The organism is Pseudomonas sp. GW821-FHT02H06 (assembly GCF_059421525.1).
In genome coordinates, this window is record NZ_JBWKVD010000004.1 from 136080 (window position 1) to 161364 (window position 25285).

The following is a 25285-nucleotide window of genomic DNA, read 5'->3' on the forward strand; positions in this document are numbered from 1 at the left end:
AAAACGAAGGCCGGATTGTACCGGCCATTCAGAAAAACATCAGCCCGCGATCAACTGAGTGGCAGCGACATGAAGCCGGTGGAGACCATCATGTCCCGCGCCGCCCAGGCCTGACGGACCGGGCCGAAGGAGCGCCGGTGAATGGGCGTCGGGCCCAAACGCGCCAGGGCCTCAAGGTGCACGGCCGTGGGATAACCCTTGTGGCCGCCAATGCCGTAGCCCGGATAGAGCAGCTCCATGCGCGCCATTTCCCGGTCGCGACTGACCTTGGCCAGAATCGACGCGGCGGCAATGGCCGGCACATGGGCGTCACCCTGAATGACCGGCGCGCTGGGCACCGACAGCTGCGGGCAGCGGTTGCCGTCGATCAGCGCCAGTTTCGGCGTGATGATCAAGCCTTCTACCGCGCGCTTCATCGCCAGCATGGTGGCGTGAAGAATATTCAGCTCGTCGATCTCTTCGACTTCAGCCCGCGCGATGTGCCAGCACAGCGCCTTCTCGCAGATTTCGTCGAACAGTCTTTCGCGCTTGGCTTCGGTGAGTTTCTTCGAATCGTTCAGGCCCAGAATCGGGCGCTTGGGGTCAAGAATGACCGCCGCAGTGACCACGGCGCCACACAGTGGGCCGCGACCGACTTCGTCGACACCGGCGACCAGATCCTCGACAAGATTGAAGTCCAGACCCATTTGCATTGATTGCCTGCTCATTGTGAAGGCGTTGCGCCAATCAGGTTCAGCACCGCTTCGGCGGCCTGATTGGAAGCATCGCGACGCAAGGTTCGGTGAATCGCGTCGAAGCCGGCCGTCTGTGCGTCGCCGTTTTCCAGCAACGGCAACAGCGTCTGCGCCAGGGCCTCGGCGGTCGCCGCGTCCTGCAGAAGCTCCGGAACCAGCAAGCGCTGGGCCAGCAAATTCGGCAGCGACACGTACGGGCTTTTCACCATCCGCTTGAGTATCCAGTAGGTCAGTGGTGCCAGACGATAGGCAACCACCATCGGTCGTTTGTACAGCAGCGCTTCGAGGGTCGCGGTCCCGGAAGCGATCAGCACGGCATTGCAGGCTGCCAACGCTACGTGGGACCGGCCGTCGAGCAACGTCAGTGGAAGATCGCGCTCTTGCAGCAGTTGCTCGATCTGCTCACGGCGTTGAGGGCCGGCACAGGGCAGCACGAAACGGATGTCGGGACGCGCGGCGAGAAGGCTTTCGGCCGCGTCGAAAAACAGCGCACCGAGACGCCCGACTTCACCACCGCGACTGCCCGGCATCAACGCGACCACCGGGCCTTCGCCCAGGCCAAGTTCGGCGCGCGCCGCCAGTTGATCCGCCTGCAGTGGAATGGTGTCGGCCAACGGATGCCCGACGAAACGCACTGGCACACCTTGCTCTTCATAGAAACGGGCTTCGAACGGCAGCAACGTCAGCATCAGGTCGCAGCCTTCGCGGATCTTCAGAACACGCTTCTGCCGCCACGCCCATACGGACGGGCTGACGTAATGAACGGTCTTGATCCCGGCCTGACGTAGTTTGAGCTCGATATTGAGGGTGAAATCCGGCGCATCAATGCCGATGAACACGTCGGGCTTTTCGTCGATGAGGGTCTGAATCAGCAACTTGCGACGGGCGAGCAGCTCCTTCAGGCGGCCCAGTACTTCCACGAGGCCCATGACCGACAGGCGCTCCATCGGAAAATACGACGTCATGCCCTGGGCTTCCATGAGCGGTCCGCCGACACCAACAAATTCGGCGTCCGGATGCCGCGCCTTGATTGCACGCATCAAACCGGAGCCGAGAATGTCGCCGGAGGCCTCTCCGGCCACCAGCGCAATACGCAAGCGGGCCATGGTCAGCGGGTGATGCCGCGAGTCGAGGACTGGATGGACTTGAGGAACAGCTCGACTTCAGGGAACTGCGCAGCGGGTTCGCTCAGCTCGACGATCGCCTGCTCCACGGTCAGGCCCTGACGGTAAACGGTCTTGTAGGCGCGGCGCAGCGCATGGATCGCTTCCTCGGAGAAGCCGCGACGGCGCATGCCTTCGAAGTTCATGCTGCGGGCTTCGGCCGGGTTGCCGAACACGGTGACGAACGCCGGAACGTCCTTGCCGATGGCCGTGCCCATGCCGGAAAAGCTGTGCGCGCCGATGTGGCAGTACTGATGAACCAGAGTGAAGCCCGACAGAATGGCCCAGTCATCGACGTGCACATGGCCGGCCAGTGCGGTGTTGTTGACCAGAATGCAGTGATTGCCGATGACGCTGTCATGACCAATGTGCGCGTAGGCCATGATCAGGTTGTGATCACCGAGGGTGGTTTCGGCGCGGTCTTGAATGGTGCCACGGTGGATGGTCACGCCTTCACGGATGACGTTGTGGTCACCGATCACCAGACGTGTCGCTTCACCTTTGTATTTCAGATCAGGCGTGTCCTCACCTACCGAGGAAAACTGGTAGATGTGGTTGTGTTTGCCGATTTTGGTCGGGCCGCGCAGGATCACATGCGGTCCGATCACTGTACCCTCGCCGATTTCCACACCAGGTCCGACGATCGACCACGGGCCGACCTCCACATTGTCGGCCAGCACGGCCGTCGGATCGATGATTGCGCGAGAGTCAATCAAACTCATAGTTTGCGTTCCGCACAGATGATTTCAGCCGAGCAGACCGGCTTGCCATCTACCGATGCCTGGCATTCGAACTTCCAGATCTGACGCTTGCAGCTCAGGAATTTCGCTTCGAGGATCAACTGATCACCCGGCAGCACGGGCTGGCGAAAGCGCAGTTTGTCGGAACCGACGAAGTAATACAGGGTGCCGTCGGCAGGCTTCACATCGAGCATCTTGAAGCCCAGGATGCCGGCCGCTTGAGCCATGGCCTCAATGATCAGCACGCCCGGCATGATGGGGTGCTGAGGAAAGTGACCGTTGAAGAAAGGCTCGTTGATGCTGACATTCTTGTAAGCACGAATGCTCTTGGTCTCGACATCCAGCTCCACCACACGGTCCACAAGCAGGAACGGGTAACGGTGCGGCAGATATTCACGGATTTCGTTGATGTCCATCATTTCGAAGGGAAGCCTGTAGTAAAGAGTGGGAGGGCGCGACTAACGCGCGTCACTCCTCTAGCAAATCAAGGAGGCAGTTTATCGGCTGTGCACGCTTGATAAGAAAAAAGTATCAGCCATCAGATGAAGCTTTACCGCCTGAGGTCACTGCCTCGACAATCTTTTCCAGATGCTGCAGACGTCGCGCCATGTCATCGAGATGACGCATTCGTGCCGCGCTCTTGCGCCACTCCGCCGCCGGCTGCATCGCCGTCCCCGAAGAATACGATCCAGGCTCGGTGATCGACCGGGTGACCATGGTCATGCCGGTGACGAAAACCCCGTCGCAGATCTCGATATGGCCCACCAGCCCGACACCGCCTGCGAGCATGCAATGCTTGCCGATCTTCGCGCTGCCCGAGATGCCGACGCACGCGGCCATGGCCGTGTGGTCGCCGATCTGGACGTTGTGAGCGATCTGAATCTGGTTATCCAGCTTTACGCCATTGCCGATGCGAGTGTCATCCATGGCGCCGCGGTCGATGGCGGTGTTCACGCCAATCTCGACATCGTCACCGATGGTCACACCACCAATCTGCGCGATCTTTTGCCAGACGCCTTTCTCATTGGCGAAACCAAAACCTTCACCGCCCAGCACCGCACCGGACTGGATGACCACACGCTGCCCGATACGGACGTCGTGATACAGCGTGACGCGCGGGGCGAGCCAGCCGCCCTCGCCAATCACGCTGCGAGCGCCGATGAAGCAATGGGCGCCAATGGTCACACCGGCCGCAATCCGCGCGCCGCTTTCGATGACCGCATAAGCGCCAACGCTGGCCGCCGGGTCGACGAACGCATCCGGCGCTACCACGGCGGTCGGGTGTACACCGACGGCAGCCTTGGGCTTGGGATCGAACAGATGGGAAATACGGGCGTAGGCCAGATACGGATCAGGCACCAGCAATGCGTCAGCGGCATACCCTTCAGCATCCGCCGGCTTGAGCAGCACGGCAGCGGCCTGGGTGGTCGCGAGGAATTTTCGGTACTGAGGATTGGCCAGAAAGCTGACCTGATCAGGACCGGCTTCCTGCAAGGTTGCCAGTCCCGTGATTTGCTTGTCCGCCGGGCCACGCAGGGTGGCGCCGAGGAACTCGGCCAATTGGCCGAGTGTGATGGTCGCGGTCATTAACTTACTTCAGCTGGTTCATGCGCTCGATAACCTGGCGAGTGACGTCGTATTGCGGCTTGACGTCAATCACGGCACCGCGCTCGAACACCAGGTCAAAGCCGCCTTTCTTGATGACTTCTTCTACCGCCTGGTCAAGCTTCGGCTTGAGTTGCTTGAGCATGTCGCGGTCAGCAACAGCCTTGGCTTCGTTCAGCTCTTTGGACTGGAACTGGAAGTCACGGGCCTTCTGCTTGAAGTCCAGCTCCAGACGCTCGCGCTCAGGCTGGGCCATCTTGTCGCCACCGGCAACCAGACGATCCTGAATGCCTTTGGCGCTGCTTTCCAGCGCTTTCAGCTTGGTCAGCTGAGGACCGAATTTCTTCTCTGCATCCACCGCGTACCGTTTGGCTGCGTCGGATTCGAGCAGGGCCATCTGGTAGTTCAGTACTGCGATTTTCATGTCAGCAAATGCCGGGCCTGCGATCAGAACCGTTGCCAGCAATGCCAATTGGGTCAACTTACGCACGATGTAACTCCTACAGAATCCGTTGTCGTTAGCAGTGATCAGGCCCTTAGAAGGTCTGACCGAGAGAGAATTGGAAGACCTGGGTTTCGGTGCTGTCGTCCGGTTTCTTGACCGGCATCGCCAGGGCAAAACTCAACGGACCCAACGCAGTGACCCATGTCACGCCCACACCGACGGAGCTGGCAAGGCCGGAAAGATCGGGGCCGTTGCATTCGACTTTTTGTTTGTCGAGCGTGGTCTTCTGCGAGCCGCAATTGGTGCTGAATGTATTACCTACGTCCCAGAACAGCGATGTGCGCAAGGAACGCTGGTCCTTGATGAACGGCAGCGGGAACAGGATCTCTGCACCGCCGGTGATCAGGACGTTACCACCGAACGGCAGGGGATCCTGATCCGGGTCTGCCAAAGTTCCTTTTTGAGCGTTGGCTTGACTTGGCGTACTGCGCGGGCCAAGCGTGCTGTCCTTGAAGCCACGTACCGAGTTGAAGCCACCGGCGTAGTAGTTCTCATAGAACGGCAGACCGGACGTCGAACCATAACCGTCGCCATAGCCCAGCTCCGAGTGCAGACGCAGGGTGTAGTTATTGGTGATCGGGTGGAACAACTGGCCGCGATAATCAAGTTTGTAGAAAGACAGGTCGCTGCCCGGAATGGTGGTTTCCAGGGTCAGGCTCTGAGAGCTACCACGGGTCGGCAGGGTACCTTTGTTCAGCGTCGACTCGGACCAGCCCACCGATGCCTTGAAGTTGGTGAAGCTGTCGCCCTCTTTCTCGATGAAGTCGAAGATCTCGTCAACGGTGTACTTACCGGTGCTCAGTTCATCCTTCTGTACCGACAGGCCGAAGTTCAGGCGAGAAGTCTCGCTGATCGGGTAGCCCATGTTGATACCGGCACCCAGGCTGTCAACCGAGTAGCTCGCCACGTCGACGTCGAGGTCGTCGTAGTCGGTCTTGCGGTAGAACGCGCTGTAACCAAGGCTCACACCGTCCGGCGTGAAATACGGATCGACGTAGCTGAAGTTGTAGCGGGTCTGGTATTCACTTTTGGTCAAACCAATGGTGACCTTGTTACCCGTACCCAGGAAGTTGTTCTGGCTGATGGAACCACCCAGGATCAGACCGGCGCTCTGCGCAAAGCCGACACTGGCGGTGATCGAACCGGACGCCTGCTCTTCAACGGCGTAGTTCACGTCAACCTGATCGTCGGTGCCAGGCACCGCAGGCGTTTCAACGTTCACTTCCTTGAAGAAGCCCAGACGGTCAAGACGGGTCTTGGACTGGTCGATCAGGTAAGTGGAAGCCCAGCCGCCTTCCATCTGGCGCATTTCGCGACGCAGCACTTCGTCCGCTGTCTTGGTGTTGCCACGGAAGTTGATGCGGTTGACGTAAGCACGCTTGCCCGGATCGACGACGAAAGTGATATCGACGGTGTGGTCTTCATCGTTCGGCGTCGGCACACCGTTGACGTTGGCGAAGGTGTAACCCTCGTTACCCAGACGGCGGGTGATTAGCTCGGAGGTGGTGGTCATCACCTTGCGGGAGAACACCTGGCCCGGCTTGACCAGCAGCAGCGATTTGACCTGATCTTCAGGGACCTTGAGGTCACCGCTCAGCTTGACCGACTTGACGCTGTACTTCTCGCCTTCATGAATGTTGACGGTGATGTACACGCTTTTCTTGTCGGGCGTGATGGATACCTGGGTCGAGGCGATATCCATGTTGATATAGCCGCGGTCGAGGTAGTACGAACGCAGACGTTCCAGGTCGCCGGAGAGTTTCTCACGGGCGTACTTGTCGTCGTTCTTGAAGAAGGAAAGCCAGTTGGTGGTTTTCAGTTCGAACAGATCGACCAGATCGTCTTCAGGGAAGACCGAGTTGCCCACCACGTTGATGTGCTGGATGGCGGCAACTGCGCCCTCGTTGATGTTGATCTTCAGACCCACACGGTTACGCGGCTGCGGCACGACTTCGGTGGCGACTTCTGCAGAATAGCGGCCTTGGGCAACGTACTGACGTTGGAGCTCGTTGCGGACGCCTTCCAGCGTAGCGCGCTGGAAGATTTCGCCTTCGGCCAGACCCGACTGCTTCAGACCCTTCATCAGGTCCTCAGTGGTGATCGCTTTGTTGCCTTCAATCTCGATACTCGAGACCGACGGACGCTCCACAACTGTGATGACCAGGACGTTACCGTCGCGGCCCAGCTGGATGTCCTGGAAAAATCCGGTTTTGAACAGCGCGCGAGTTGCGTCGACAAGACGCCCATCATCGGCCTGTTCACCCACGTTCAACGGCAGCGCGCCAAACACGCTGCCGGCGGAAACCCGCTGCAGACCGTTGACCCGGATATCGGAGATAGTGAAGGACTCGGCGTGAACTTCGGCGATCATCAGTACGGCAAGAACCGCAGTTAGCAGCAGACGTTTCATGAAGTCCTTTCTTATTCCAACTGGCAATAAACAAACTGCCGCAAAATGCGGCAGATTCACAATTCGGCGTAGCTTTTACAGTCGTCCCAGATCGTTGACCAGTGCGAGCAACATCACTCCAACCACCAGACTGATACCGATCTGAACCCCCCAGCCCTGCACCTTCTCCGACAGTGGTCGACCACGCGCCCACTCGATCAGATAAAACAGCAAGTGCCCCCCATCCAGCACTGGTATGGGCAGCAAATTGAGAACGCCCAGGCTTATGCTCAGATAAGCGAGGAAATTCAGGAAGTCACCTACGCCTGACTGGGCCGAAGCGCCCGCCACTTTAGCAATGGTTATCGGTCCGCTCAAGTTTTTTACCGAGAGCTCGCCGAACAACATTTTCTTCAGCGAATCGAGGGTCAGCACGCTCATGGTCCAGGTACGCCGCGCGCCTTCTGCGACGGCGGCTACAGGGCTATAGCTGACCTCGCGCAACATCTCCGGCGGCCAATCCACGCCTTTCACGCCGGCACCGAGATACCCGGTCGCCGTGGTGCCCTCGCCACGTGTCACCAAATCGACGGGCACCTCAAGCTGTGCGCCATCACGCTCGACGCGCACCGAAATCCGCGTATCGGGATGGACACGAACCCAGTCCACGACCTTTTGCCATTCGTCGACAGGCTCGTTATTAAGTGCCAGCAGTCGGTCGCCGGTTTTCAGCCCGGCGGTTTGTGCGGGGCCTTTCGGATCGAGCTCTGCCAGCACCGGCGGTAGCGCCGGACGCCACGGTCTAATACCCAGCGAACGAATCGGGTCCGGCTCAGTTGCGCCCTTGAGCCAGTCGTTGAGCACCAGCGAACGTGGGGTTTCCACGTCAGAACCCTGCTCGCGAACCTTCAATGCGATGCTGCCGCTCTCACCCAGGCGACGCACCAGTTGCAGGTTCACACCCGCCCATCCGGTAACGGCCTCGCCATCAACCGAGACGATTTCCTGACCGGAACTGAGCCCGGCCTTCTCCGCAATACTGCCTGGCTCGACACCGCCCACGACGGGCCGAACCTGCTGGCTGCCCAGCATGGCGAGTACCCAGAAAAATACAATCGCCAGCAAAAAGTTGGCGACCGGTCCGGCAATCACGATGGCGATGCGCTGATAAACAGACTTGCGGTTAAAGGACTGGTCAGCCAGCTCGGGGGGAACGTCACCCTCCCGTTCGTCGAGCATTTTCACGTAGCCGCCGAGGGGAATCGCCGCCACGACATACTCGGTGCCCTTGCGATCACGCCAGCGCAGCAGCGGCATGCCGAAGCCCACCGAGAAACGCAGGACCTTGACGCCACAGCGACGCGCCACCCAGAAGTGACCGAACTCGTGAAACGTCACCAGCACGCCCAGCGCAACCAGGGTGCCGACAATCATATATAGCGCGCTCATCGCTGCTCTCCGGGTACCGATCTAGCGGTGCGTTGAAGCCCACATTGCATGCAAATCATCAAAAACACGACTGCCTGAACCGACCGCCTAGCGACCATTGCGACCGAGCCACTGCTCGGCCAACGTGCGGGCACGTGCGTCGATCTCGAACACTGTCTCCAGCTCGGACACGGCGACGACAGGCTCAAGGTTCAGAACCTCGTCGATCATACTCGCGATTTCCGGATAGCGAATGCGCTTGTCCAGAAACGCAGCGACCGCGACTTCATTGGCTGCGTTCAGAACCGCAGGCGCACTGTCACCCGCCTCGGCAGCTTGCCGCGCCAGACGCAGGCATGGGAAGCGCACTTCGTCCGGTGCTTCGAAGTCCAGTCGCGCGATGCTGAACAGATCCAGCGGCGCGACGCCCGAGTCGATGCGCTCGGGCCAGGCCAGCGCGTGGGCAATCGGCGTGCGCATGTCGGGATTACCCAACTGCGCCAGCACCGAGCCGTCGACGTAATCGACCATTGAATGGATCACGCTCTGAGGGTGAATCACCACCTCAATCCGCGCAGGCGTCGTGTCGAACAGCCAGCAGGCTTCGATCAGCTCGAGGCCCTTGTTCATCATGCTTGCTGAATCGACGGAAATCTTGCGACCCATGGACCAGTTCGGATGGGCACAGGCCTGATCCGGGGAGACGTGCTCCAGCTCGGCGAGCGGTGTCTGACGGAACGGGCCACCGGATGCGGTCAGCAGAATGCGTCTGACGCCGACCTTCTCGAGACCGCTTTCGTAATCACGGGGCAGGCACTGGAAGATCGCGTTGTGCTCGCTGTCGAGCGGCAGCAGTACCGTGCCACTGCGGCGAACAGCCTGCATGAACAGGGCGCCGGACATGACCAGCGCTTCCTTGTTGGCCAGCAGGACTTTCTTGCCCGCCTCAACAGCGGCAAGGGTCGGGCGCAAACCGGCGGCACCGACGATGGCGGCCAGCACGGTATCCACCAGAGGGTGAGCAGACACTTCGCAGAGCCCGCCCTCCCCCACCAGCACGCGAGTATCGAGACCGGCTGCGCGCAGGTCGTCCTGCAACTGGCGGGCGGCGGCCGTCGTCGGCACCACGGCAAACTGCGGGGTATGGCGAACGCACAACGCCAACAGCTCGGCCAGGCGCGTGTAACCCGTCAGGGCAAACACTTGATAACGCGCCGGATGCCGCGCGATGACATCGAGCGTGCTCAAACCCACCGAGCCCGTCGCGCCCAGCACGGTAATGAGCTGAGGCGTACTCACATCACGCCCCAGTCTTTGGCGGCCCAGAGCAGCAAGGCAAAAACCGGAATGGCGGCAGTCAGGCTGTCGATGCGATCCAGCACACCGCCATGGCCAGGCAGCAGGTTGCTGCTGTCCTTGACCCCGGATTTGCGCTTGAACATGCTCTCGGTGAGATCACCGACTACCGAGATCAGCACGACAATCGCCGCGCACACCAAAGCGAAGATGATTTCGCTCAGCGACCAGCCGCGATAGACACCCACCGCCGCAGTGATCAGCAGACACGCCGCCAAACCACCATAGAGACCTTCCCAGCTTTTACCCGGGCTGACTTTCGGCGCCAGCTTGCGCTTGCCGAATGCCTTGCCGGAGAAGTAGGCGCCGATGTCGGCACCCCACACCAGAATCATCACCGACAGGATCAGCCAGTTGCCCAGCGGCATCTGCTTGATCAGCAACAGGCCTTGCCAGGCCGGCAGCAATATCAGCAAACCGATCACCAGTTTGCAGATGGCACTGGACCAATGCTCGCTGGACTCGGGATAGGTGAGCACCAGCCAGGTTGCAACCAGCCACCAGATCAGCGCCGCCACCAGCAACCAGGGCGCGAGGTCGGGTAGCAGGTACAACAGAAACAGCAGCGCAGCGACCACCACGGCGTACAGAACGCGGGCCGATTGGGCTTCGAAGCCGGAAAGACGCGCCCATTCCCAGGCGCCGAGTACGACGACCGCGCCGATGAACAACGCGAAGCTGCCGCCTGCCAGCAGGAAGAAGCCGCACAGGGCCAGCGGCGCAAGGATCAGCGCAGTGATGATTCGTTGTTTGAGCATTAAGCGCGGGCTCCAGCTTCTACCTGCTCGCTGGTTTTCCCGAAGCGGCGTTGGCGAGAAGCGAAATCGGCCAGCGCAGTGCGCATGGCATCGTGTTTGAAGTCCGGCCAGAACAGGTCGGAGAAATACAGCTCGGCATAGGCCAGCTGCCACAGCAGGAAATTGCTGATGCGGTGCTCGCCGCCCGTGCGGATGCAGAGGTCGGGCAACGGCAGGTCGCCGGTGGCCAGACACGTTTGCAGCAGCTCCGGGGTGATGTCCTCCGGGCGCAGATGGCCGGCCTGAACTTCACGGGCCAGCCGCTGCGCAGCCTGAGCGATATCCCACTGACCGCCGTAGTTGGCGGCGATCTGCAGGACGAAGCGGCTGTTCTCAGCCGTACGCTGCTCGGCTTCGCGGATGGCAGCCTGCAGCTCGGGATGAAACCGCGAACGGTCGCCGATGATGCGCAGGCTGATGCCGTTCTCGTTCAGGCGCTTGGTCTCGCGACGCAGCGCCGTGAAAAACAACTCCATCAGCGCGCCGACTTCTTCCGCCGGGCGCTGCCAGTTCTCGCTGGAAAACGCGAACAAGGTCAGCACCTCGACCTTGGCCTCGGCGCAGACTTCAATCACCGCACGAACAGCGTCGACGCCGGCCTTGTGGCCTGCTACACCGGGCAGCAGGCGCTTCTTGGCCCAGCGGTTGTTCCCATCCATGATGATCGCGACATGACGCGGCACCGATGCCGGCGCAGCCAGCTTTGTCTTATCCATGAAAGCTTCCCGGCCCTTATACGGCCATCAGGTCCGCTTCTTTGGACTTGGTCGCGGCGTCGATGTCCGCCTCAGCCTTGTCCGTCAGCTTCTGGATGTCGGCAGCGGCGCGGCGCTCTTCGTCTTCGCTGATTTCCTTGTCCTTGACCAGCTTCTTCAGCTCACCCAACGCGTCACGGCGGATGTTGCGCACGGCAACGCGAGCGTCTTCGGCGGCGCTGCGAGCCTGCTTGGTGAAGCCCTTGCGGGTCTCTTCCGTCAAGGCAGGCATGGAGATCAACAGCATCTCGCCCAGGTTGGTCGGGTTGAGGTTCAGGCCAGCGCTCTGAATGGCCTTGTCGACCGCAGAAAGCATGTTGCGCTCGAACGCCACGACCTGCAGCGTACGGGAATCCTTCACGGTGACGTTGGCGACGCCGCTCAGCGGGGTATCGGAGCCGTAGTACGGCACCATCACGCTGCCGAGAATGCTCGGGTGCGCCTTGCCGGTACGGATCTGGCCGAATGCATGGGCCAGGGACTCAAGGGATTTCTTCATCCGCTCTTGAGCGTCTTTCTTGATTTCGTTGATCATTGTTCGCCTTCCTCGATCAAAGTACCTTCCGCGCCGCCATGCACAATGTTCAGCAGGGCGCCGGGCTTGTTCATATTGAAGACACGCAGTGGCATCTTGTGGTCACGACACAGACAGATGGCTGTCAGATCCATTACACCCAGCTTGCGATCCAGCACTTCGTCATAGGTCAGACGATCGAACTTCTCGGCATGCGGGTCCTTGAATGGATCGGCAGTGTACACACCATCGACCTTGGTTGCTTTCAGCACGACATCAGCGTCGATCTCGATCGCGCGCAGGCACGCTGCGGAATCCGTGGTGAAGAACGGATTGCCGGTACCGGCCGCGAAGATCACGACTTCCTTGGCATTCAGGTGACGCATGGCCTTGCGCCGGTCGTAGTGATCGGTCACACCCACCATGGAAATGGCTGACATCACGATGGCCGAGATGTTGGCCCGCTCCAGCGCGTCACGCATGGCGAGCGCATTCATCACGGTGGCCAGCATGCCCATGTGGTCGCCCGTGACCCGATCCATGCCGGCCGCGCTCAGCGCTGCGCCGCGGAACAGGTTCCCGCCACCGATGACCAGACCGACCTGAACACCGATGCCGACCAGCTGACCGACTTCCAGCGCCATGCGATCCAGCACCTTGGGGTCGATGCCGAACTCTTCCGACCCCATCAGGGCCTCGCCGCTGAGCTTGAGTAGAATGCGTTTATAGCGAGCTTGATAGCCACTGCCCTGCTGAGCCATTGCGAATCTCTCCTGCGGCGTTTGAAAAAAATCGTTCGAGTTGCGGGCCGTTTTCGGCCTGCGCTAACTCTAGGTCACTGCTTCAGGGAAATGCAGCCTCGTAGGCCCAGCCCCCTGCAAAAACAAATTCAGTGCAGCAATAACAATTCCGCGTACCGCTTTGACAAAGAGGCTGCGCGCGTTAGCGGGCAGCCTCTTCGGGGCGACAGTTGGAAAACCGTCTTATTGCTTGCTTGCAGCTACTTGAGCAGCGACTTCTTCAGCGAAGTTGTCGACTGGCTTCTCGATGCCTTCGCCCACTTTGAAGTAGGTAAAGGAAACGATTTCAGCGCCGGCTTTCTTGGCCAGTTCACCAACCTTGATTTCCGGGTTCTTGACGAACGCTTGCTCAACCAGGCTCGCTTCAGCCAGGAACTTGCTGATACGACCGCCAACCATCTTCTCGGCGATTTCAGCAGGCTTGCCTTTCAGCTTGTCTTCGTTCAACTGCATGAAGACATTCTTCTCGCGTTCGATCGCCTCTGGCGAAACGTCCGACGGCAGCAGGAACTCAGGGTTGGTCGCTGCTACGTGCATGGCGATGTCTTTCGCCAGCTCTGCATCGCCGCCCTTGAGGACGACAACCACGCCGATCTTGTTGCCGTGCAGGTACGAACCCAGCACGTCGCCTTCGATGCGCGCCAGACGACGGATGTTGACGTTCTCGCCAACCTTGCCGACCAGCACCAGACGATCAGCTTCCATCGCTTCAACCAGAGGCTCAACGGTAGTCAGCTTGTCAGCGAAGGCTTTCTCGACGCTTTTAGCGACGAATGCCTTGAAGTCATCCTGCAGAGCCAGGAAGTCGGTCTGGGAGTTGACTTCGATCAGGACAGCAGCTTTGCCGTCGTCCTTGATGGAGATGGCGCCTTCAGCAGCAACGTTGCCTGCTTTCTTGGCTGCCTTGATTGCGCCCGAAGCACGCATATCGTCGATGGCTTTTTCGATGTCGCCGCCAGCCTTGGTCAAGGCCTTTTTGCAATCCATCATGCCTTCGCCGGTACGCTCGCGCAGTTCTTTGACCAACGCTGCAGTAATCTCTGCCATTTCAAAATCCTCTTGGATAGGTCTTCAACCATTCCACCCGCAAGACGGGCGTTCAAATTCTTGAAAATCCATGGTGACTGCTGCACATGACAATAAGATCGATGGCAACGTCAGATGGTTTTCGAGGTGGCAAAAAGGGGGCCAAGCCCCCTTTTTGCGTACTGAGTCAACGCCAGGCGTTTGTTACTCAGCCTTCAACAGTTGCCGCTGGAGCTTCTTCAGCGTAAACGTCGGTGCCGCCAGCATTGTTGTTGCGACCACGGATCACAGCGTCAGCCATCGAACCCATGTACAACTGGATGGCGCGGATTGCGTCGTCGTTGCCCGGGATGATGTAGTCAACGCCTTCAGGGCTGCTGTTGGTGTCGACAACGCCGATGACCGGGATACCCAGCTTGTTGGCTTCGGTGATCGCGATGCGCTCGTGATCAACGTCGATAACGAACAGAGCGTCTGGCAGACCGCCCATGTCCTTGATACCACCCAGGCTACGATCCAGCTTTTCCAGATCGCGAGTACGCATCAGCGCCTCTTTCTTGGTCAGCTTGGTGAAAGTGCCGTCTTCTGCCTGGATTTCAAGATCACGCAGACGTTTGATGGAAGCGCGGATGGTCTTGAAGTTGGTCAGCATGCCGCCCAACCAGCGGTGATCGACGTACGGCGAACCGCAACGTGCTGCTTCTTCAGCGACGATCTTGCCAGCGGAACGCTTGGTGCCGACGAACAGGATCTTGTTTTTGCCCTGAGCCAGGCGCTCAACGAAAGTCAGAGCTTCGTTGAACATAGGCAGGGTTTTTTCAAGGTTGATGATGTGGATCTTGTTGCGCGCGCCGAAAATGTATTTACCCATTTTCGGGTTCCAGTAACGGGTCTGGTGACCGAAGTGCACACCGGCCTTCAGCATATCGCGCATGTTGACTTGGGACATGATAGTTCCTTGATAAGTCGGGTTAGGCCTCCACGTATCCCAATGACCAACCAGCGGCTTGAGCCGAAGGCACCCAGGTCATCGTGTCGACACGTGTGTGGGTTAGAGCTTTCGGGGCAGACCCCGTAAAGCGGCGCATTTTATATCACAAAAGACTGGATAACGGAACTCGAAATAAGAGCCTGTTTTTCCGACGCTTTTGTCCTCCTCGCGTTAACGGTCAGGCACCCTGTCCTCCGCGATCGGGGACGGGATGATAACCCGCCTGACGACGGTCTGGTAGAATCGCGTTTTTTCCGTATCAAGCCGTGGCCCCGCCGCGCCGAGAGAGCCTGTTTAATGACCGTGACACTGAAAACCCCCGAAGACATCGAGAAGATGCGCATTGCCGGCCGCCTGGCTGCGGACGTGCTGGAAATGATCGGCGACTATGTAAAGCCTGGCGTGACCACCGAAGAACTGGACCGCATCTGCCACGATTACATCGTCAACGAGCAGAAGGCCATTCCGGCGCCGCTGAATTACAAGGGTTTCCCGAAATCCATCTGCACCTCGATCAACCACGTGGTTTGCCACGGCATTCCGAACGAGAAGCCGCTGAAGAATGGTGACGTGCTGAACATCGACGTGACCGTCATCAAGGACGGCTACCACGGCGACACCAGCAAGATGTTCCACGTAGGCCAGGTGCCTGAATGGGCCGAGCGTCTGTCCCGCGTCACCCAGGAGTGCCTTTATAAAGGCATCGAAGTGGTCAAGCCCGGCGCGCATTTGGGCGATATCGGCGAAGTGATCCAGAAGCATGCCGAGAAGAACGGCTTCTCGGTCGTCCGCGAATACTGCGGCCACGGCATCGGCAAGGTCTTCCATGAAGAGCCACAAGTGCTGCACTACGGCAAGGCCGGGGACGGTGTGGAGCTGAAAGAAGGCATGACCTTCACCATCGAGCCGATGATCAACCAGGGCAAGGCCGACACGCGTCTGCTGGGCGACGGCTGGACAGCCATCACCAAGGATCGCAAGCTGTCGGCGCAGTGGGAGCACACCATTCTGGTGACCGCGACCGGTTATGAGATCTTCACCCTGCGCAGCGATGACACCATCGCCCGCACCTCGGCCTGATCGCAGAGTCTTTCGCCATCATGGTCCGTACAGCCAGCACGGTCGGTTTAGCACGGTCGGTATAGATAGAAGGAAAGCAGTTCGATGCCGCAGGTGGACCCAGATTTGTTCGATCGCGGCCAGTTTCAGGCCGAGCTGGCACTGAAGGCCAGCCCCATACCCGCCTTCAAGAAAGCCATCCGTCAGGCGCGCGAAGTGCTGGACGGACGCTTCAAGTCCGGCCGGGAAATTCGTCGACTGATCGAAGACCGTGCCTGGTTTGTCGATAACATCCTGCAGCAGGCCTGGGATCAGTTCGACTGGAGCGAAGACGCCGACATCGCCTTGCTGGCGGTTGGCGGCTACGGTCGCGGCGAACTGCACCCCTACTCCGACATCGATCTGCTGATCCTGCTGGACAGCGCCGACCATGAAGTTTTCCGCGATTCCATCGAGCGCTTTCTGACGCTGCTGTGGGACATCGGCCTGGAAGTCGGTCAGAGCGTGCGCTCGGTGGACGAATGCGCCACCGAAGCCCGCGCCGATCTGACCGTCATCACGAATCTGATGGAAAGCCGCACGATTGCCGGTCCCGAGCGACTGCGTCAGCGCATGCTCGCCGTCACCAGCACCCGCGAAATGTGGCCGAGCAAAGAGTTCTTCCTGGCCAAACGCGCCGAGCAGAAGAACCGCCATCACAAGTATTTCGACACCGAATACAACCTCGAACCCAACGTCAAAGGCTCGCCCGGCGGCCTGCGGGATATCCAGACCATTCTCTGGGTTGCCCGTCGCCAGTACGGCACGCTGAATCTGCACGCACTGGCCGACGAGGGTTTTCTGCTGGAGAGCGAAAACGCGCTGCTGGCGTCCTCCCAGGAATTTCTCTGGAAGGTCCGTTACGCGCTGCACATGCTCGCCGGTCGTTCCGAAGACCGTCTGCTGTTTGATTACCAGAGCAGTATCGCGCGCCTGCTGGGCTACGAAGACAGCGACGCCAAGCTGGCCATTGAACGCTTCATGCAGAAGTACTACCGGGTGGTCATGAGCATCGCGCAGCTCAGCGACCTGATCATTCAGCACTTCGAAGAAGTCATCCTGGCGGACGACGAAGGCACGGTCACCGAGACCATCAACTCGCGCTTCCAGCTGCATGACGGTTACATCGAAGCGACCCATCCGAACGTCTTCAAGCGCACGCCGTTCGCGATGATCGAGATCTTCGTGCTGATGGCGCAGCGCCCGGAAATAAAAGGCGTGCGGGCCGACACCATCCGGCTGCTGCGGGAACACCGCTACCTGATCAACGACGATTTCCGCAACGATATCCGCAACACCAGCCTGTTCATCGAGCTGTTCAAATGCGAGATAGGCATCCATCGCAACCTGCGGCGGATGAACCGTTACGGCATTCTCGGCCTGTACCTGCCGGAGTTCGGCCATATCGTCGGGCAGATGCAGCACGACCTGTTCCACATCTACACGGTCGATGCCCACACGCTGAACCTGATCAAGCACCTGCGTAAGCTGCAATACACGCAGGTGTCAGAGAAATTCCCGCTGGCCAGCAAGCTCATGGCCAAGCTGCCCAAGCCCGAGCTTATTTACCTGGCCGGGCTTTATCACGACATCGGCAAGGGCCGCGGCGGCGATCACTCGGAACTGGGCGCGGTGGATGCCGAAGCGTTTGGCATTCGTCATCACCTGCCCAATTGGGACACCCAGCTGATTGTCTGGCTGGTGCAGAACCATCTGGTGATGTCGACCACCGCCCAGCGCAAGGACTTGTCCGACCCGCAGGTGATTCACGACTTCGCCCAGTTCGTCAGCGATGAAGTGCACCTGGACTACCTCTATGTGCTGACCATCGCCGACATCAACGCGACCAATCCGACGCTGTGGAACTCGTGGCGGGCCAGCCTGCTGCGCCAGCTGTACACCGAGACCAAGCGCGCGCTCAAGCGCGGGCTGGAGAACCCGGTCGACCGCGAGGAGCAGATCCGTCGCACGCAAAGCGCCGCCCTGGATATTCTGGTGCGCAGCGGCACTGATCCCGACGACGTCGAGCAACTGTGGTCGCAACTGGGTGATGACTATTTCCTGCGTCACACCGCCGGCGACGTGGCCTGGCACAGCGACGCGATTTTGCAGCAGCCAGCCGATGGCGGGCCGTTGGTGCTGATCAAGGAAACCACCCAGCGCGAGTTCGAAGGCGGTACGCAGATCTTCATTTATGCGCCCGACCAGCACGACTTCTTCGCCGTGACCGTGGCGGCCATGGACCAGCTGAACCTGAACATTCACGACGCCCGGGTCATCACGTCCACCAGCCAGTTCACCCTCGACACCTACATCGTGCTCGACAGCGAAGGCGGTTCGATCGGTGACAATCCGGAGCGCATCAAGGCCATTCGCGAGGGCCTGACCGAGGCGCTGCGCAACCCCGACGATTACCCGACCATCATCAAGCGCCGCGTACCGCGTCAGCTCAAGCACTTTGCCTTCGCGCCCGTGGTGACGATTTCCAACGACGCGCAACGGCCGGTCACGGTGCTGGAGCTCAGTGCGCCGGATCGACCTGGACTGCTGGCGCGACTGGGCAAGATCTTCCTGGAGTTCGATCTGTCGTTGCAGAACGCCAAGATCGCCACGTTGGGCGAGCGCGTGGAAGACGTGTTCTTCCTGACCGATGAAAACCACCAGCCGCTGTCCGACCCACAGCTGTGCCGGCGCCTGCAGGATGAAATCGTCGAGCAGCTCAGCGTCAATCCCGAGCCCGGCAGCGAGTTGCGCATCAGCATTTGAATCCGCCAGGACGGCACGACTTAACGACTTGATTCAACGGCGCCCTGCCACATCGTGTACACGAGTGCGGGCGCCCAGCCTTGAGAACGATTCGACATGAATAACGCCCTGCAGCAGCTTCAGCCCTACCCTTTCGAGAAACTTCGCGCGTTGCTCGGTGCCGTTACGCCGAATCCGGACAAACGTCCGATCGCCCTGTCGATCGGCGAACCCAAGCACAAATCGCCGGAGTTCGTCGCCAAGGCGCTGGCCGACAACCTCGATCAGATGGCGGTCTACCCGACCACGGCCGGAATTCCTGCGTTGCGTGAAGCCATCGCCACATGGTGCGAGCGCCGTTTCAGCGTGCCTGCCGGCTGGCTGGATGCAGCGAAACACGTGCTGCCCGTCAACGGCACCCGTGAGGCGCTGTTCGCCTTTACCCAGACGGTCGTCAACCGCGCTGACGACGGTCTGGTGGTCAGTCCCAACCCGTTTTACCAAATCTATGAAGGCGCGGCGTTTCTGGCCGGCGCCACCCCGCACTATCTGCCGTGCCTGGCCGAGCACGGTTTCAACCCGGATTTCGACGCGGTCAGCGCTGATGTCTGGGACCGCTGCCAGATTCTGTTCCTGTGCTCGCCGGGCAACCCGACCGGTGCGCTGATCCCGGTGGAAACCCTGAAAAAGCTCATCGCCCTGGCCGACAAGCACGATTTCGTGATTGCCGCGGACGAGTGCTACAGCGAGTTGTATTTCGACGAAGCGACCCCGCCGCCCGGCCTGCTCAGCGCCTGCGCCGAACTGGGTCGCCAGGATTTCAAGCGCTGCGTGGTCTTTCACAGCCTGTCAAAGCGCTCGAACCTGCCGGGCCTGCGCTCGGGTTTCGTCGCCGGCGATGCCGAGATTCTCAAGGCGTTTCTGCTCTACCGCACCTACCACGGCTGCGCGATGCCGGTGCAAACGCAATTGGCGAGCATCGCGGCCTGGAGCGATGAAGAACACGTGCGCGCCAACCGCACGCTGTACCGGGAAAAGTTTGACGCCGTGCTGGAAATCCTTAGCCCGGTCATGGATGTGCAACACCCGGACGGCGGTTTCTATCTGTGGCCCAGCGTCGGGACTGATGACGCAGCGTTCTGCCGGGATCTGTTCGTCACCCAGCACGTGACGGTGGTGCCAGGCTCCTACCTGTCCCGCGAGGTCGACGGCTTCAATCCCGGCGCCGGTCGCGTGCGCATGGCACTGGTTGCACCGCTGGCCGAGTGCATCGAAGCCGCGCAGCGCATCCGGGATTTCATGACGAGCCGTTGATTTCCTGCTGACACTCTACGCACTGAGGCCAGCCTCTAGCCTCAGTGCGCCAGACCCAGATTGGCTTCGTTCAAATCGAGTTCTGCCAGCACCAGGCGAAGCACGTCATCGCCGATCTGGTGATGGCGGTGCAGGTCGTACAGCTTCAGGCGCTGAGCACGCAGGGCGTTAAGGCGCATGCGCTTTTCCAGTTGATCCATTTGAAACGCCAGGGCCTGAGCCTCGGCGGTGTCATTGAAGATATCCAGACGCTGGCGGTATTCGGACATGATCCGCGCCTTCACTTCCATGGCGAGGACCGCTTGCGCGGCGTCGGGCGAATCCGTCGCTGCCGGGATCGCCTCGTTCTCCAGTGTCTGAATCGCCGCCTGAGCCGTGCGCTTCCAGGCTTCTCGCACTTCGCGCTTCATGCGCATGTCCGGCTCACTGACCTGCCCACGCAGGAGCACCGGCAAGCCAATGCTCGCCGACACCAGCGACAGCAGAATCACCCCGGCGGCAATGAAAATCAGCAAGTCCCGCTCGGGAAAGTCGACGCCGGCGCTGATCAGCATCGGCACCGACAACGTACCCGCGAGCGTGACAGCACCGCGCACCCCGCCCACGGTCAGCAGCAATGACGACCGGGTCGACAGATCCAGGGTGCCGTCGCCCCTGCCGCGCCAGCGCCGGATCTGGATCATCAGCCGCCAGACGCTTTGCACCCAGATGAAACGCAGCGCCGCCAGCACGACGAAGATTACCAGCACGTCAAGGCACCGCCACAACAGGGTCGGCCATAGGGTGGCTTCGTGATGGGTAACGGCGGTGATGATGTCCGGCAACTGCAAGCCCAGCAGCAGGAAGATCAGGCCGTTGAACGCAAACTCCAAGAGGGTCCACACGCTGCGATTCAGCAATCGGGTGGTGGTCTGGCGCGGCAGCAGATCGACCCAGCTTTGCATCATCCCTGCCGCCACCGCCGAGAGAATTCCGGACAGCTCAAGGCGCTCGGCCAGCACGTAAGCGGCGAACGGCAGCAGCAACATGAAGACGACGTGGGTCGCTGGATCATCCCAGCCCCGGGTGATCATCCAGCTGCGCAGGCGACCCACCACCCAACTCAGCGCAACGCCCACGGCCAGACCGCCGCAGGCGACCAGCACGAAATTCAGGCTGGCATCGGTCAGGGAAAACACCCCGGTGATGGCGGCTGCCAGCGCGAACTTGAAAGTGACCAGGCCGGTCGCGTCATTCATCAATGCTTCGCCCTGGAGCATGCGCATGATCGGCGCGGGCAGCCGATCCTGGGCGATGGCCGAGACCGCCACGGCATCCGTCGGCGACAGCACGGCCGCCAGCGCAAACGCGACGGGCAAGGGAATTGAAGGCAGCAGCCAGTGGATGAAGTATCCGGCGCCGATCACCGTAAAAATCACCAGCCCGACCGCGAGGGTCAGGATCGCGCCGCGGTAGCGCCAGAGGTCGCGCTTGGGCATCCGCCAGCCATCGGAAAACAGCAGCGGCGGCAGGAACAGAAACAGGAACAGCTCAGGGTCGAGCGCCACGTGCAGGCCCAGGGTCGGCCAGGCCAGCAAGGCGCCCGCAGCGATCTGAACAAGCGGCAACGGCAGCGGAATCAACCGGGCGAGCAATCGCGAGACACCTACCAGCGTCAACAAGATAAGGACGGTATAGGCTGTTTGCATTGCGTGTTTCCCCAAGCGTTGACTCATGACTGACATCGGCAACAGACCCGATGCGTCCGGCAAAGTGCCCATCTTCGCGGCTGCGATGGTAATGGGGTGTTGATACATCAGTCGTGGTCGGCCGGCGTCGCCAGCGTTCATCGCCCGTAAACCTGCCTCAAATGGACAAAGCGTCGGCCCGCCGCGCTTACCCGGCGTGTACGTGGCATAATCCTCCACCGTTTTTTTCAACAGTCCCGAAAGGAGCAGGCCCATGGCCAAGGAAACCCACACGTTGCACCTGTTTGGGATCAAGGCGTGCGACACGATGAAGAAGGCGCGCACCTGGCTCGATGAAAAATCGGTGAATTACGATTTCCACGACTACAAGACCCAAGGCATCGATCGCGACCACCTGACCCGTTGGTGCAATGAGCATGGCTGGCAGACGGTACTCAACCGCGCCGGCACGACCTTTCGCAAACTGGACGAGGCGCAGAAAGCCGACCTCGATCAGGAAAAGGCCATTGAGCTGATGCTCGCTCAGCCCTCGATGATCAAGCGCCCGGTGCTGGAGCTTGGCGACAAAACCCTGATTGGCTTCAAACCCGAACTGTACGCTGCGGCTATCGCCTGATTGAGATAGCCCTAAATAACGAGGTATCTGCATGTCCACTTCTCTGTTCAGCCTGGCCTTTGGCGTTGGCACACAAAACCGTCAAGGCACCTGGCTGGAAGTTTTCTACGCCCTGCCACTGCTCAACCCGTCGGCTGAAATCGTCTCCGCCATCGCGCCGATCCTGGGCTACACCGGCGGCAATCAGGCCATCGCATTCAACACCGATCTGTCCTCGCGTCTGGCCAATGCCCTCAAAGGCGTCGACGACGCCCAGGCCGCGCTGCTGACCCGACTCGCCGAGAGCCACAACCCTCTGGTTGCCACGCTGCTGGCCGAAGACACCGCACTGACCTCCACCCCCGAGGCTTACCTCAAGCTGCATCTGCTGTCCCATCGACTGGTCAAGCCCCACGGTTTGAGCCTGGCCGGCGTGTTCCCGCTGCTGCCGAACGTCGCGTGGACCAGCCAGGGGGCCATCGACCTGGGCGAACTGGCCGAGCGTCAGCTGGAAGCCCGCCTGAAAGGCCATTTTCTAGAGGTCTTCTCGGTGGACAAATTCCCGAAAATGACTGACTACGTCGTGCCGGCGGGTGTGCGCATCGCTGATACCGCGCGCGTGCGTCTGGGCGCCTACATTGGCGAAGGCACCACCGTGATGCACGAAGGCTTCGTCAACTTCAACGGCGGCACCGAAGGCCCGGGCATGATCGAAGGTCGCGTGTCGGCTGGCGTGTTCGTCGGCAAGGGTTCGGACCTGGGCGGCGGTTGCTCGACCATGGGCACGCTGTCGGGCGGCGGCAACATGGTGATCAAGGTCGGCGAAGGCTGCCTGATCGGGGCGAACGCCGGCATCGGCATTCCGTTGGGCGATCGCAACACCGTTGAAGCCGGTCTGTACGTTACCGCCGGCACCAAAGTGGCGCTGCTGGACGACAAAAACGAGCTGGTCAAGGTCGTCAAGGCTCGTGAGCTGGCCGGTCAACCGGACCTGCTGTTCCGTCGCAACTCGCAGACCGGCGCGGTGGAGTGCAAATCCCACAAGTCGGCCATCGAGCTGAACGAAGCGCTGCACGCTCACAACTGATCGATGCTGCGTGCGGGTTCGGTGTCCCTCGGGGCACCGAACCCGCCTCAACGAGCGTGACTGATATGCCCCTCATTTCTCCCTGGCGCGCTGACTTTCCGGCCATCGACGCCCTGCAACGGCAAGGCCAGACCTACCTGGACAGCGCCGCCACCGCACAAAAGCCCCACGCTCTGATCGACGCCACGGTGCATTACTATGCCAACGGCGCAGCGAATGTGCATCGCGCCCAGCACCTGCCGGGCGCCATGGCGACCCAGGCCTTCGAGGACACGCGACGCAAGGCCGGCGAATGGCTGAATGCCGGAGCGTCCGGGCAGATCGTTTTCACCCACGGCGCCACGTCCGCCTTCAACTTGCTCGCTTACGGCCTGGAGCACGTGTTTCAGGCCGGCGACGAGTTTGTCATCAGCGCCCTGGAGCATCACGCCAATCTGTTGCCCTGGCAGCAACTGGCCCTGCGTCGCGACCTGAAGCTGGTGGTGCTGCCCGTCACCGACGCCGGGGTGATTGATGTTGAGGCCGCCGCCGAGCTGATTACCCCCCGCACCCGTTTGCTGGCGGTCAGCCAGTTGTCCAACGTGCTCGGCACCTGGCAGCCGGTTCGGCAACTGGTCGCGCTGGCCCAGGCCCAGGGCGCGCTGACGGTGATTGATGGCGCCCAGGGTGTCGTCCATGGCCGACACGATGTGCAGGACATCGGCTGCGACTTCTATGTGTTTTCCAGCCACAAGCTCTATGGCCCGGATGGCGTGGGCGTGCTGTTCGGGCGACATGACGCATTGGCGCGTTTGCAGCACTGGCAGTTCGGCGGCGAGATGGTCCTGCAGACCGGCTATCAGACGGCAACCTTTCGCCCTGCGCCGCTGGGCTTCGAAGCGGGCACGCCGCCCATCAGCGCGGTGATCGGTCTCGGCGCGACGCTGGATTACCTCAACGGCCTCAATCAGTCCGCCGTCGCCGAATACGAAGCGTGCCTGCATGAGCGGTTGCGCGCCGGGTTGATGCTGCGCGACGGTGTGCAGGTGCTGGGTGATCCCCATGTGGCGCTGGTGAGTTTCGTGGTCGAGGGCGTGCACAACGCCGATCTTGCGCACCTGCTGACCGAGCAAGGCGTCGCGGTTCGCGCCGGTCACCACTGCGCCATTCCGTTGATCAGTGGCTTGGGCCTCTCAGGCGCGATTCGGGTGTCGCTGGGGCTGTACAACGATTCCGGGGACCTGGAGCGATTTTTCACCGCACTGGATCAAGCGCTGGAGTTGTTGCGATGAGCCTGCCGACCGATGCCCGCACGGCGCTGGAAACCTTCAACGAGTCACTGAGCTGGGAGCAGCGCGCACGATTGCTGATGCAATGGGGAGACCGCCTGCCCCCCATGAGCGACGATGAAAAGACCGACGAGCATTTGGTAGACGGCTGCGAGAGCAAGGTCTGGCTGGTGGGCGACGTGATCGACGGCCACTGGCAGTTCCGCGCCGCCAGCGATGCGCGGTTGATTCGGGGCCTGGTGGCGCTGTTGCTGGCCCGGGTCAACGGCCTGTCGTTGCAAGAACTGCAGCAGGTGGGCCTGGTGGAGTGGTTCACGCAGCTGGGCTTGAGCCGTCAGCTGTCGGCATCCCGCAGCAACGGGCTGAATGCGGTGCTGCAGAAGATGCGGCAGTTAGCCGGCTGAGATCAGCCTTCAAACCATCGCGCATGAACCGCCGACCCTGTGGGAGTGACCCGGGCGGCGCTCCACCTTGCTCACGAAAGGATCTTTCACCACTGGATATTTAGCGGATGTACCGGCCTCTTCGCGAGCAAGCTCGCTCCCACAATGGGTTCCGAGCAACTGTTTAGAATCTTCGGCGTACACAAAACCTGTGGGAGTGAGCTTGCTCACGAAAGGATCTTTCAACCACTGGATATTTAGTGGATGTACCGGCATCTTCGCGAGCAAGCTCGCTCCCACAGGT

The 25285-nt window shown here is 60.6% G+C and carries 23 protein-coding genes; 7 read left to right on the forward strand and 16 right to left on the reverse strand.

Going from position 1 to position 25285, the window contains the following annotated elements; all coding sequences use genetic code 11:
* Positions 1-50: 50 nt before the first annotated feature.
* The 15 genes from rnhB to rpsB form a co-directional block, all read right to left on the reverse strand.
* Positions 51-692 carry a ribonuclease HII gene (gene rnhB, locus AC07VF_RS08945; RefSeq protein WP_122622967.1) on the reverse strand — a complete coding sequence of 214 codons (642 nt, stop codon included), beginning with the start codon at positions 690-692 and terminating at the stop codon, positions 51-53.
* Positions 693-703: 11 nt separating this feature from the next.
* Complete coding sequence (gene lpxB, locus AC07VF_RS08950) at positions 704-1840, reverse strand: lipid-A-disaccharide synthase (RefSeq protein ID WP_495007851.1); 1137 nt, start codon at positions 1838-1840, stop codon at positions 704-706.
* Between the two features lie 2 nt (positions 1841-1842).
* A complete protein-coding gene (gene lpxA, locus AC07VF_RS08955; RefSeq protein ID WP_192170831.1) occupies positions 1843-2619 on the reverse strand; it encodes an acyl-ACP--UDP-N-acetylglucosamine O-acyltransferase in 777 nt (258 codons plus the stop codon).
* Complete coding sequence (gene fabZ / locus AC07VF_RS08960) at positions 2616-3056, reverse strand: 3-hydroxyacyl-ACP dehydratase FabZ (protein ID WP_037014232.1); 441 nt, start codon at positions 3054-3056, stop codon at positions 2616-2618. The genes lpxA and fabZ overlap by 4 nt, the downstream gene beginning before the upstream one ends.
* Before the next feature lie 112 nt (positions 3057-3168).
* Positions 3169-4224 (reverse strand): UDP-3-O-(3-hydroxymyristoyl)glucosamine N-acyltransferase, encoded by a 1056-nt coding sequence (lpxD, locus tag AC07VF_RS08965; RefSeq protein ID WP_346630081.1) that lies wholly within the window; start codon positions 4222-4224, stop codon positions 3169-3171.
* A gap of 4 nt (positions 4225-4228) precedes the next feature.
* The gene (locus AC07VF_RS08970; protein ID WP_037014235.1) at positions 4229-4732 is read right to left on the reverse strand and encodes an OmpH/Skp family outer membrane protein; all 504 of its coding nucleotides are present in this window, start codon (positions 4730-4732) and stop codon (positions 4229-4231) included.
* Positions 4733-4778: 46 nt separating this feature from the next.
* On the reverse strand, positions 4779-7157 hold the full coding sequence (gene bamA / locus AC07VF_RS08975; RefSeq protein ID WP_495007852.1) for an outer membrane protein assembly factor BamA: 2379 nt from the start codon (positions 7155-7157) through the stop codon (positions 4779-4781).
* A gap of 75 nt (positions 7158-7232) precedes the next feature.
* Complete coding sequence (gene rseP, locus AC07VF_RS08980; RefSeq protein WP_495007853.1) at positions 7233-8585, reverse strand: RIP metalloprotease RseP; 1353 nt, start codon at positions 8583-8585, stop codon at positions 7233-7235.
* Between the two features lie 87 nt (positions 8586-8672).
* Positions 8673-9863, reverse strand: a complete 1191-nt coding sequence (gene ispC / locus AC07VF_RS08985) for a 1-deoxy-D-xylulose-5-phosphate reductoisomerase (RefSeq protein WP_192170827.1) — start codon at positions 9861-9863, stop codon at positions 8673-8675.
* Entirely contained in the window at positions 9860-10678 is an 819-nt protein-coding gene (locus AC07VF_RS08990) for a phosphatidate cytidylyltransferase (RefSeq protein ID WP_423571800.1), read from the reverse strand. The genes ispC and AC07VF_RS08990 overlap by 4 nt, the downstream gene beginning before the upstream one ends.
* Positions 10678-11433: a polyprenyl diphosphate synthase gene (gene uppS / locus AC07VF_RS08995; RefSeq protein WP_074891303.1), complete on the reverse strand. Its 756-nt coding sequence runs from the start codon at positions 11431-11433 to the stop codon at positions 10678-10680. Before uppS ends, AC07VF_RS08990 begins: the two co-directional genes overlap by 1 nt.
* A 16-nt stretch (positions 11434-11449) precedes the next feature.
* A complete protein-coding gene (gene frr / locus AC07VF_RS09000; RefSeq protein ID WP_065989845.1) occupies positions 11450-12007 on the reverse strand; it encodes a ribosome recycling factor in 558 nt (185 codons plus the stop codon).
* On the reverse strand, positions 12004-12747 hold the full coding sequence (gene pyrH, locus AC07VF_RS09005) for a UMP kinase (protein WP_037014256.1): 744 nt from the start codon (positions 12745-12747) through the stop codon (positions 12004-12006). Before pyrH ends, frr begins: the two co-directional genes overlap by 4 nt.
* A 222-nt stretch (positions 12748-12969) precedes the next feature.
* A complete protein-coding gene (gene tsf / locus AC07VF_RS09010; protein WP_122537362.1) occupies positions 12970-13833 on the reverse strand; it encodes a translation elongation factor Ts in 864 nt (287 codons plus the stop codon).
* Between the two features lie 187 nt (positions 13834-14020).
* Positions 14021-14761, reverse strand: a complete 741-nt coding sequence (gene rpsB, locus AC07VF_RS09015; protein ID WP_037014262.1) for a 30S ribosomal protein S2 — start codon at positions 14759-14761, stop codon at positions 14021-14023.
* 339 nt (positions 14762-15100) lie between these two features.
* On the opposite strand from rpsB, the gene map reads away from it, so the two are divergent.
* The 3 genes from map (at position 15101) to dapC (ending at position 19960) form a co-directional block, all read left to right on the forward strand.
* Positions 15101-15883: a type I methionyl aminopeptidase gene (gene map, locus AC07VF_RS09020; RefSeq protein WP_192170825.1), complete on the forward strand. Its 783-nt coding sequence runs from the start codon at positions 15101-15103 to the stop codon at positions 15881-15883.
* Between the two features lie 84 nt (positions 15884-15967).
* Positions 15968-18667: a [protein-PII] uridylyltransferase gene (locus AC07VF_RS09025; RefSeq protein WP_495007854.1), complete on the forward strand. Its 2700-nt coding sequence runs from the start codon at positions 15968-15970 to the stop codon at positions 18665-18667.
* A 96-nt stretch (positions 18668-18763) separates the two neighbouring features.
* The gene (dapC, locus tag AC07VF_RS09030) at positions 18764-19960 is read left to right on the forward strand and encodes a succinyldiaminopimelate transaminase (protein ID WP_495007855.1); all 1197 of its coding nucleotides are present in this window, start codon (positions 18764-18766) and stop codon (positions 19958-19960) included.
* Between the two features lie 41 nt (positions 19961-20001).
* Here dapC and AC07VF_RS09035 read toward each other — a convergent pair whose 3' ends face one another.
* Entirely contained in the window at positions 20002-21648 is a 1647-nt protein-coding gene (locus AC07VF_RS09035) for a Na+/H+ antiporter (protein WP_495007856.1), read from the reverse strand.
* 253 nt (positions 21649-21901) lie between these two features.
* Between AC07VF_RS09035 and AC07VF_RS09040 the strand changes: the two genes are divergently transcribed.
* The 4 genes from AC07VF_RS09040 (at position 21902) to AC07VF_RS09055 (ending at position 25002) form a co-directional block, all read left to right on the forward strand.
* Positions 21902-22264 carry an ArsC family reductase gene (locus AC07VF_RS09040; protein ID WP_192170821.1) on the forward strand — a complete coding sequence of 121 codons (363 nt, stop codon included), beginning with the start codon at positions 21902-21904 and terminating at the stop codon, positions 22262-22264.
* A gap of 31 nt (positions 22265-22295) precedes the next feature.
* The gene (dapD, locus tag AC07VF_RS09045) at positions 22296-23330 is read left to right on the forward strand and encodes a 2,3,4,5-tetrahydropyridine-2,6-dicarboxylate N-succinyltransferase (RefSeq protein ID WP_192170820.1); all 1035 of its coding nucleotides are present in this window, start codon (positions 22296-22298) and stop codon (positions 23328-23330) included.
* Positions 23331-23395: 65 nt separating this feature from the next.
* On the forward strand, positions 23396-24601 hold the full coding sequence (locus AC07VF_RS09050) for an aminotransferase class V-fold PLP-dependent enzyme (RefSeq protein ID WP_495007857.1): 1206 nt from the start codon (positions 23396-23398) through the stop codon (positions 24599-24601).
* On the forward strand, positions 24598-25002 hold the full coding sequence (locus AC07VF_RS09055) for a SufE family protein (protein ID WP_495007858.1): 405 nt from the start codon (positions 24598-24600) through the stop codon (positions 25000-25002). Before AC07VF_RS09050 ends, AC07VF_RS09055 begins: the two co-directional genes overlap by 4 nt.
* Positions 25003-25285 lie beyond the last annotated feature (283 nt).

Excerpts from the sequence above, each read along its gene's own strand:
- rnhB (WP_122622967.1), bottom strand. The coding sequence starts at position 692 with ATGCAAATGGGTCTGGACTTCAATCTTGTCGAGGATCTGGTCGCCGGT.
- lpxB (WP_495007851.1), bottom strand. The coding sequence starts at position 1,840 with ATGGCCCGCTTGCGTATTGCGCTGGTGGCCGGAGAGGCCTCCGGCGAC.
- lpxA (WP_192170831.1), bottom strand. The coding sequence starts at position 2,619 with ATGAGTTTGATTGACTCTCGCGCAATCATCGATCCGACGGCCGTGCTG.
- fabZ (WP_037014232.1), bottom strand. The coding sequence starts at position 3,056 with ATGATGGACATCAACGAAATCCGTGAATATCTGCCGCACCGTTACCCG.
- lpxD (WP_346630081.1), bottom strand. The coding sequence starts at position 4,224 with ATGACCGCGACCATCACACTCGGCCAATTGGCCGAGTTCCTCGGCGCC.
- bamA (WP_495007852.1), bottom strand. The coding sequence starts at position 7,157 with ATGAAACGTCTGCTGCTAACTGCGGTTCTTGCCGTACTGATGATCGCC.
- rseP (WP_495007853.1), bottom strand. The coding sequence starts at position 8,585 with ATGAGCGCGCTATATATGATTGTCGGCACCCTGGTTGCGCTGGGCGTG.
- AC07VF_RS08990 (WP_423571800.1), bottom strand. The coding sequence starts at position 10,678 with ATGCTCAAACAACGAATCATCACTGCGCTGATCCTTGCGCCGCTGGCC.
- uppS (WP_074891303.1), bottom strand. The coding sequence starts at position 11,433 with ATGGATAAGACAAAGCTGGCTGCGCCGGCATCGGTGCCGCGTCATGTC.
- frr (WP_065989845.1), bottom strand. The coding sequence starts at position 12,007 with ATGATCAACGAAATCAAGAAAGACGCTCAAGAGCGGATGAAGAAATCC.
- pyrH (WP_037014256.1), bottom strand. The coding sequence starts at position 12,747 with ATGGCTCAGCAGGGCAGTGGCTATCAAGCTCGCTATAAACGCATTCTA.
- tsf (WP_122537362.1), bottom strand. The coding sequence starts at position 13,833 with ATGGCAGAGATTACTGCAGCGTTGGTCAAAGAACTGCGCGAGCGTACC.
- rpsB (WP_037014262.1), bottom strand. The coding sequence starts at position 14,761 with ATGTCCCAAGTCAACATGCGCGATATGCTGAAGGCCGGTGTGCACTTC.
- map (WP_192170825.1), top strand. The coding sequence starts at position 15,101 with ATGACCGTGACACTGAAAACCCCCGAAGACATCGAGAAGATGCGCATT.
- AC07VF_RS09025 (WP_495007854.1), top strand. The coding sequence starts at position 15,968 with ATGCCGCAGGTGGACCCAGATTTGTTCGATCGCGGCCAGTTTCAGGCC.
- dapC (WP_495007855.1), top strand. The coding sequence starts at position 18,764 with ATGAATAACGCCCTGCAGCAGCTTCAGCCCTACCCTTTCGAGAAACTT.
- AC07VF_RS09035 (WP_495007856.1), bottom strand. The coding sequence starts at position 21,648 with ATGCAAACAGCCTATACCGTCCTTATCTTGTTGACGCTGGTAGGTGTC.
- AC07VF_RS09040 (WP_192170821.1), top strand. The coding sequence starts at position 21,902 with ATGGCCAAGGAAACCCACACGTTGCACCTGTTTGGGATCAAGGCGTGC.
- dapD (WP_192170820.1), top strand. The coding sequence starts at position 22,296 with ATGTCCACTTCTCTGTTCAGCCTGGCCTTTGGCGTTGGCACACAAAAC.
- AC07VF_RS09050 (WP_495007857.1), top strand. The coding sequence starts at position 23,396 with ATGCCCCTCATTTCTCCCTGGCGCGCTGACTTTCCGGCCATCGACGCC.
- AC07VF_RS09055 (WP_495007858.1), top strand. The coding sequence starts at position 24,598 with ATGAGCCTGCCGACCGATGCCCGCACGGCGCTGGAAACCTTCAACGAG.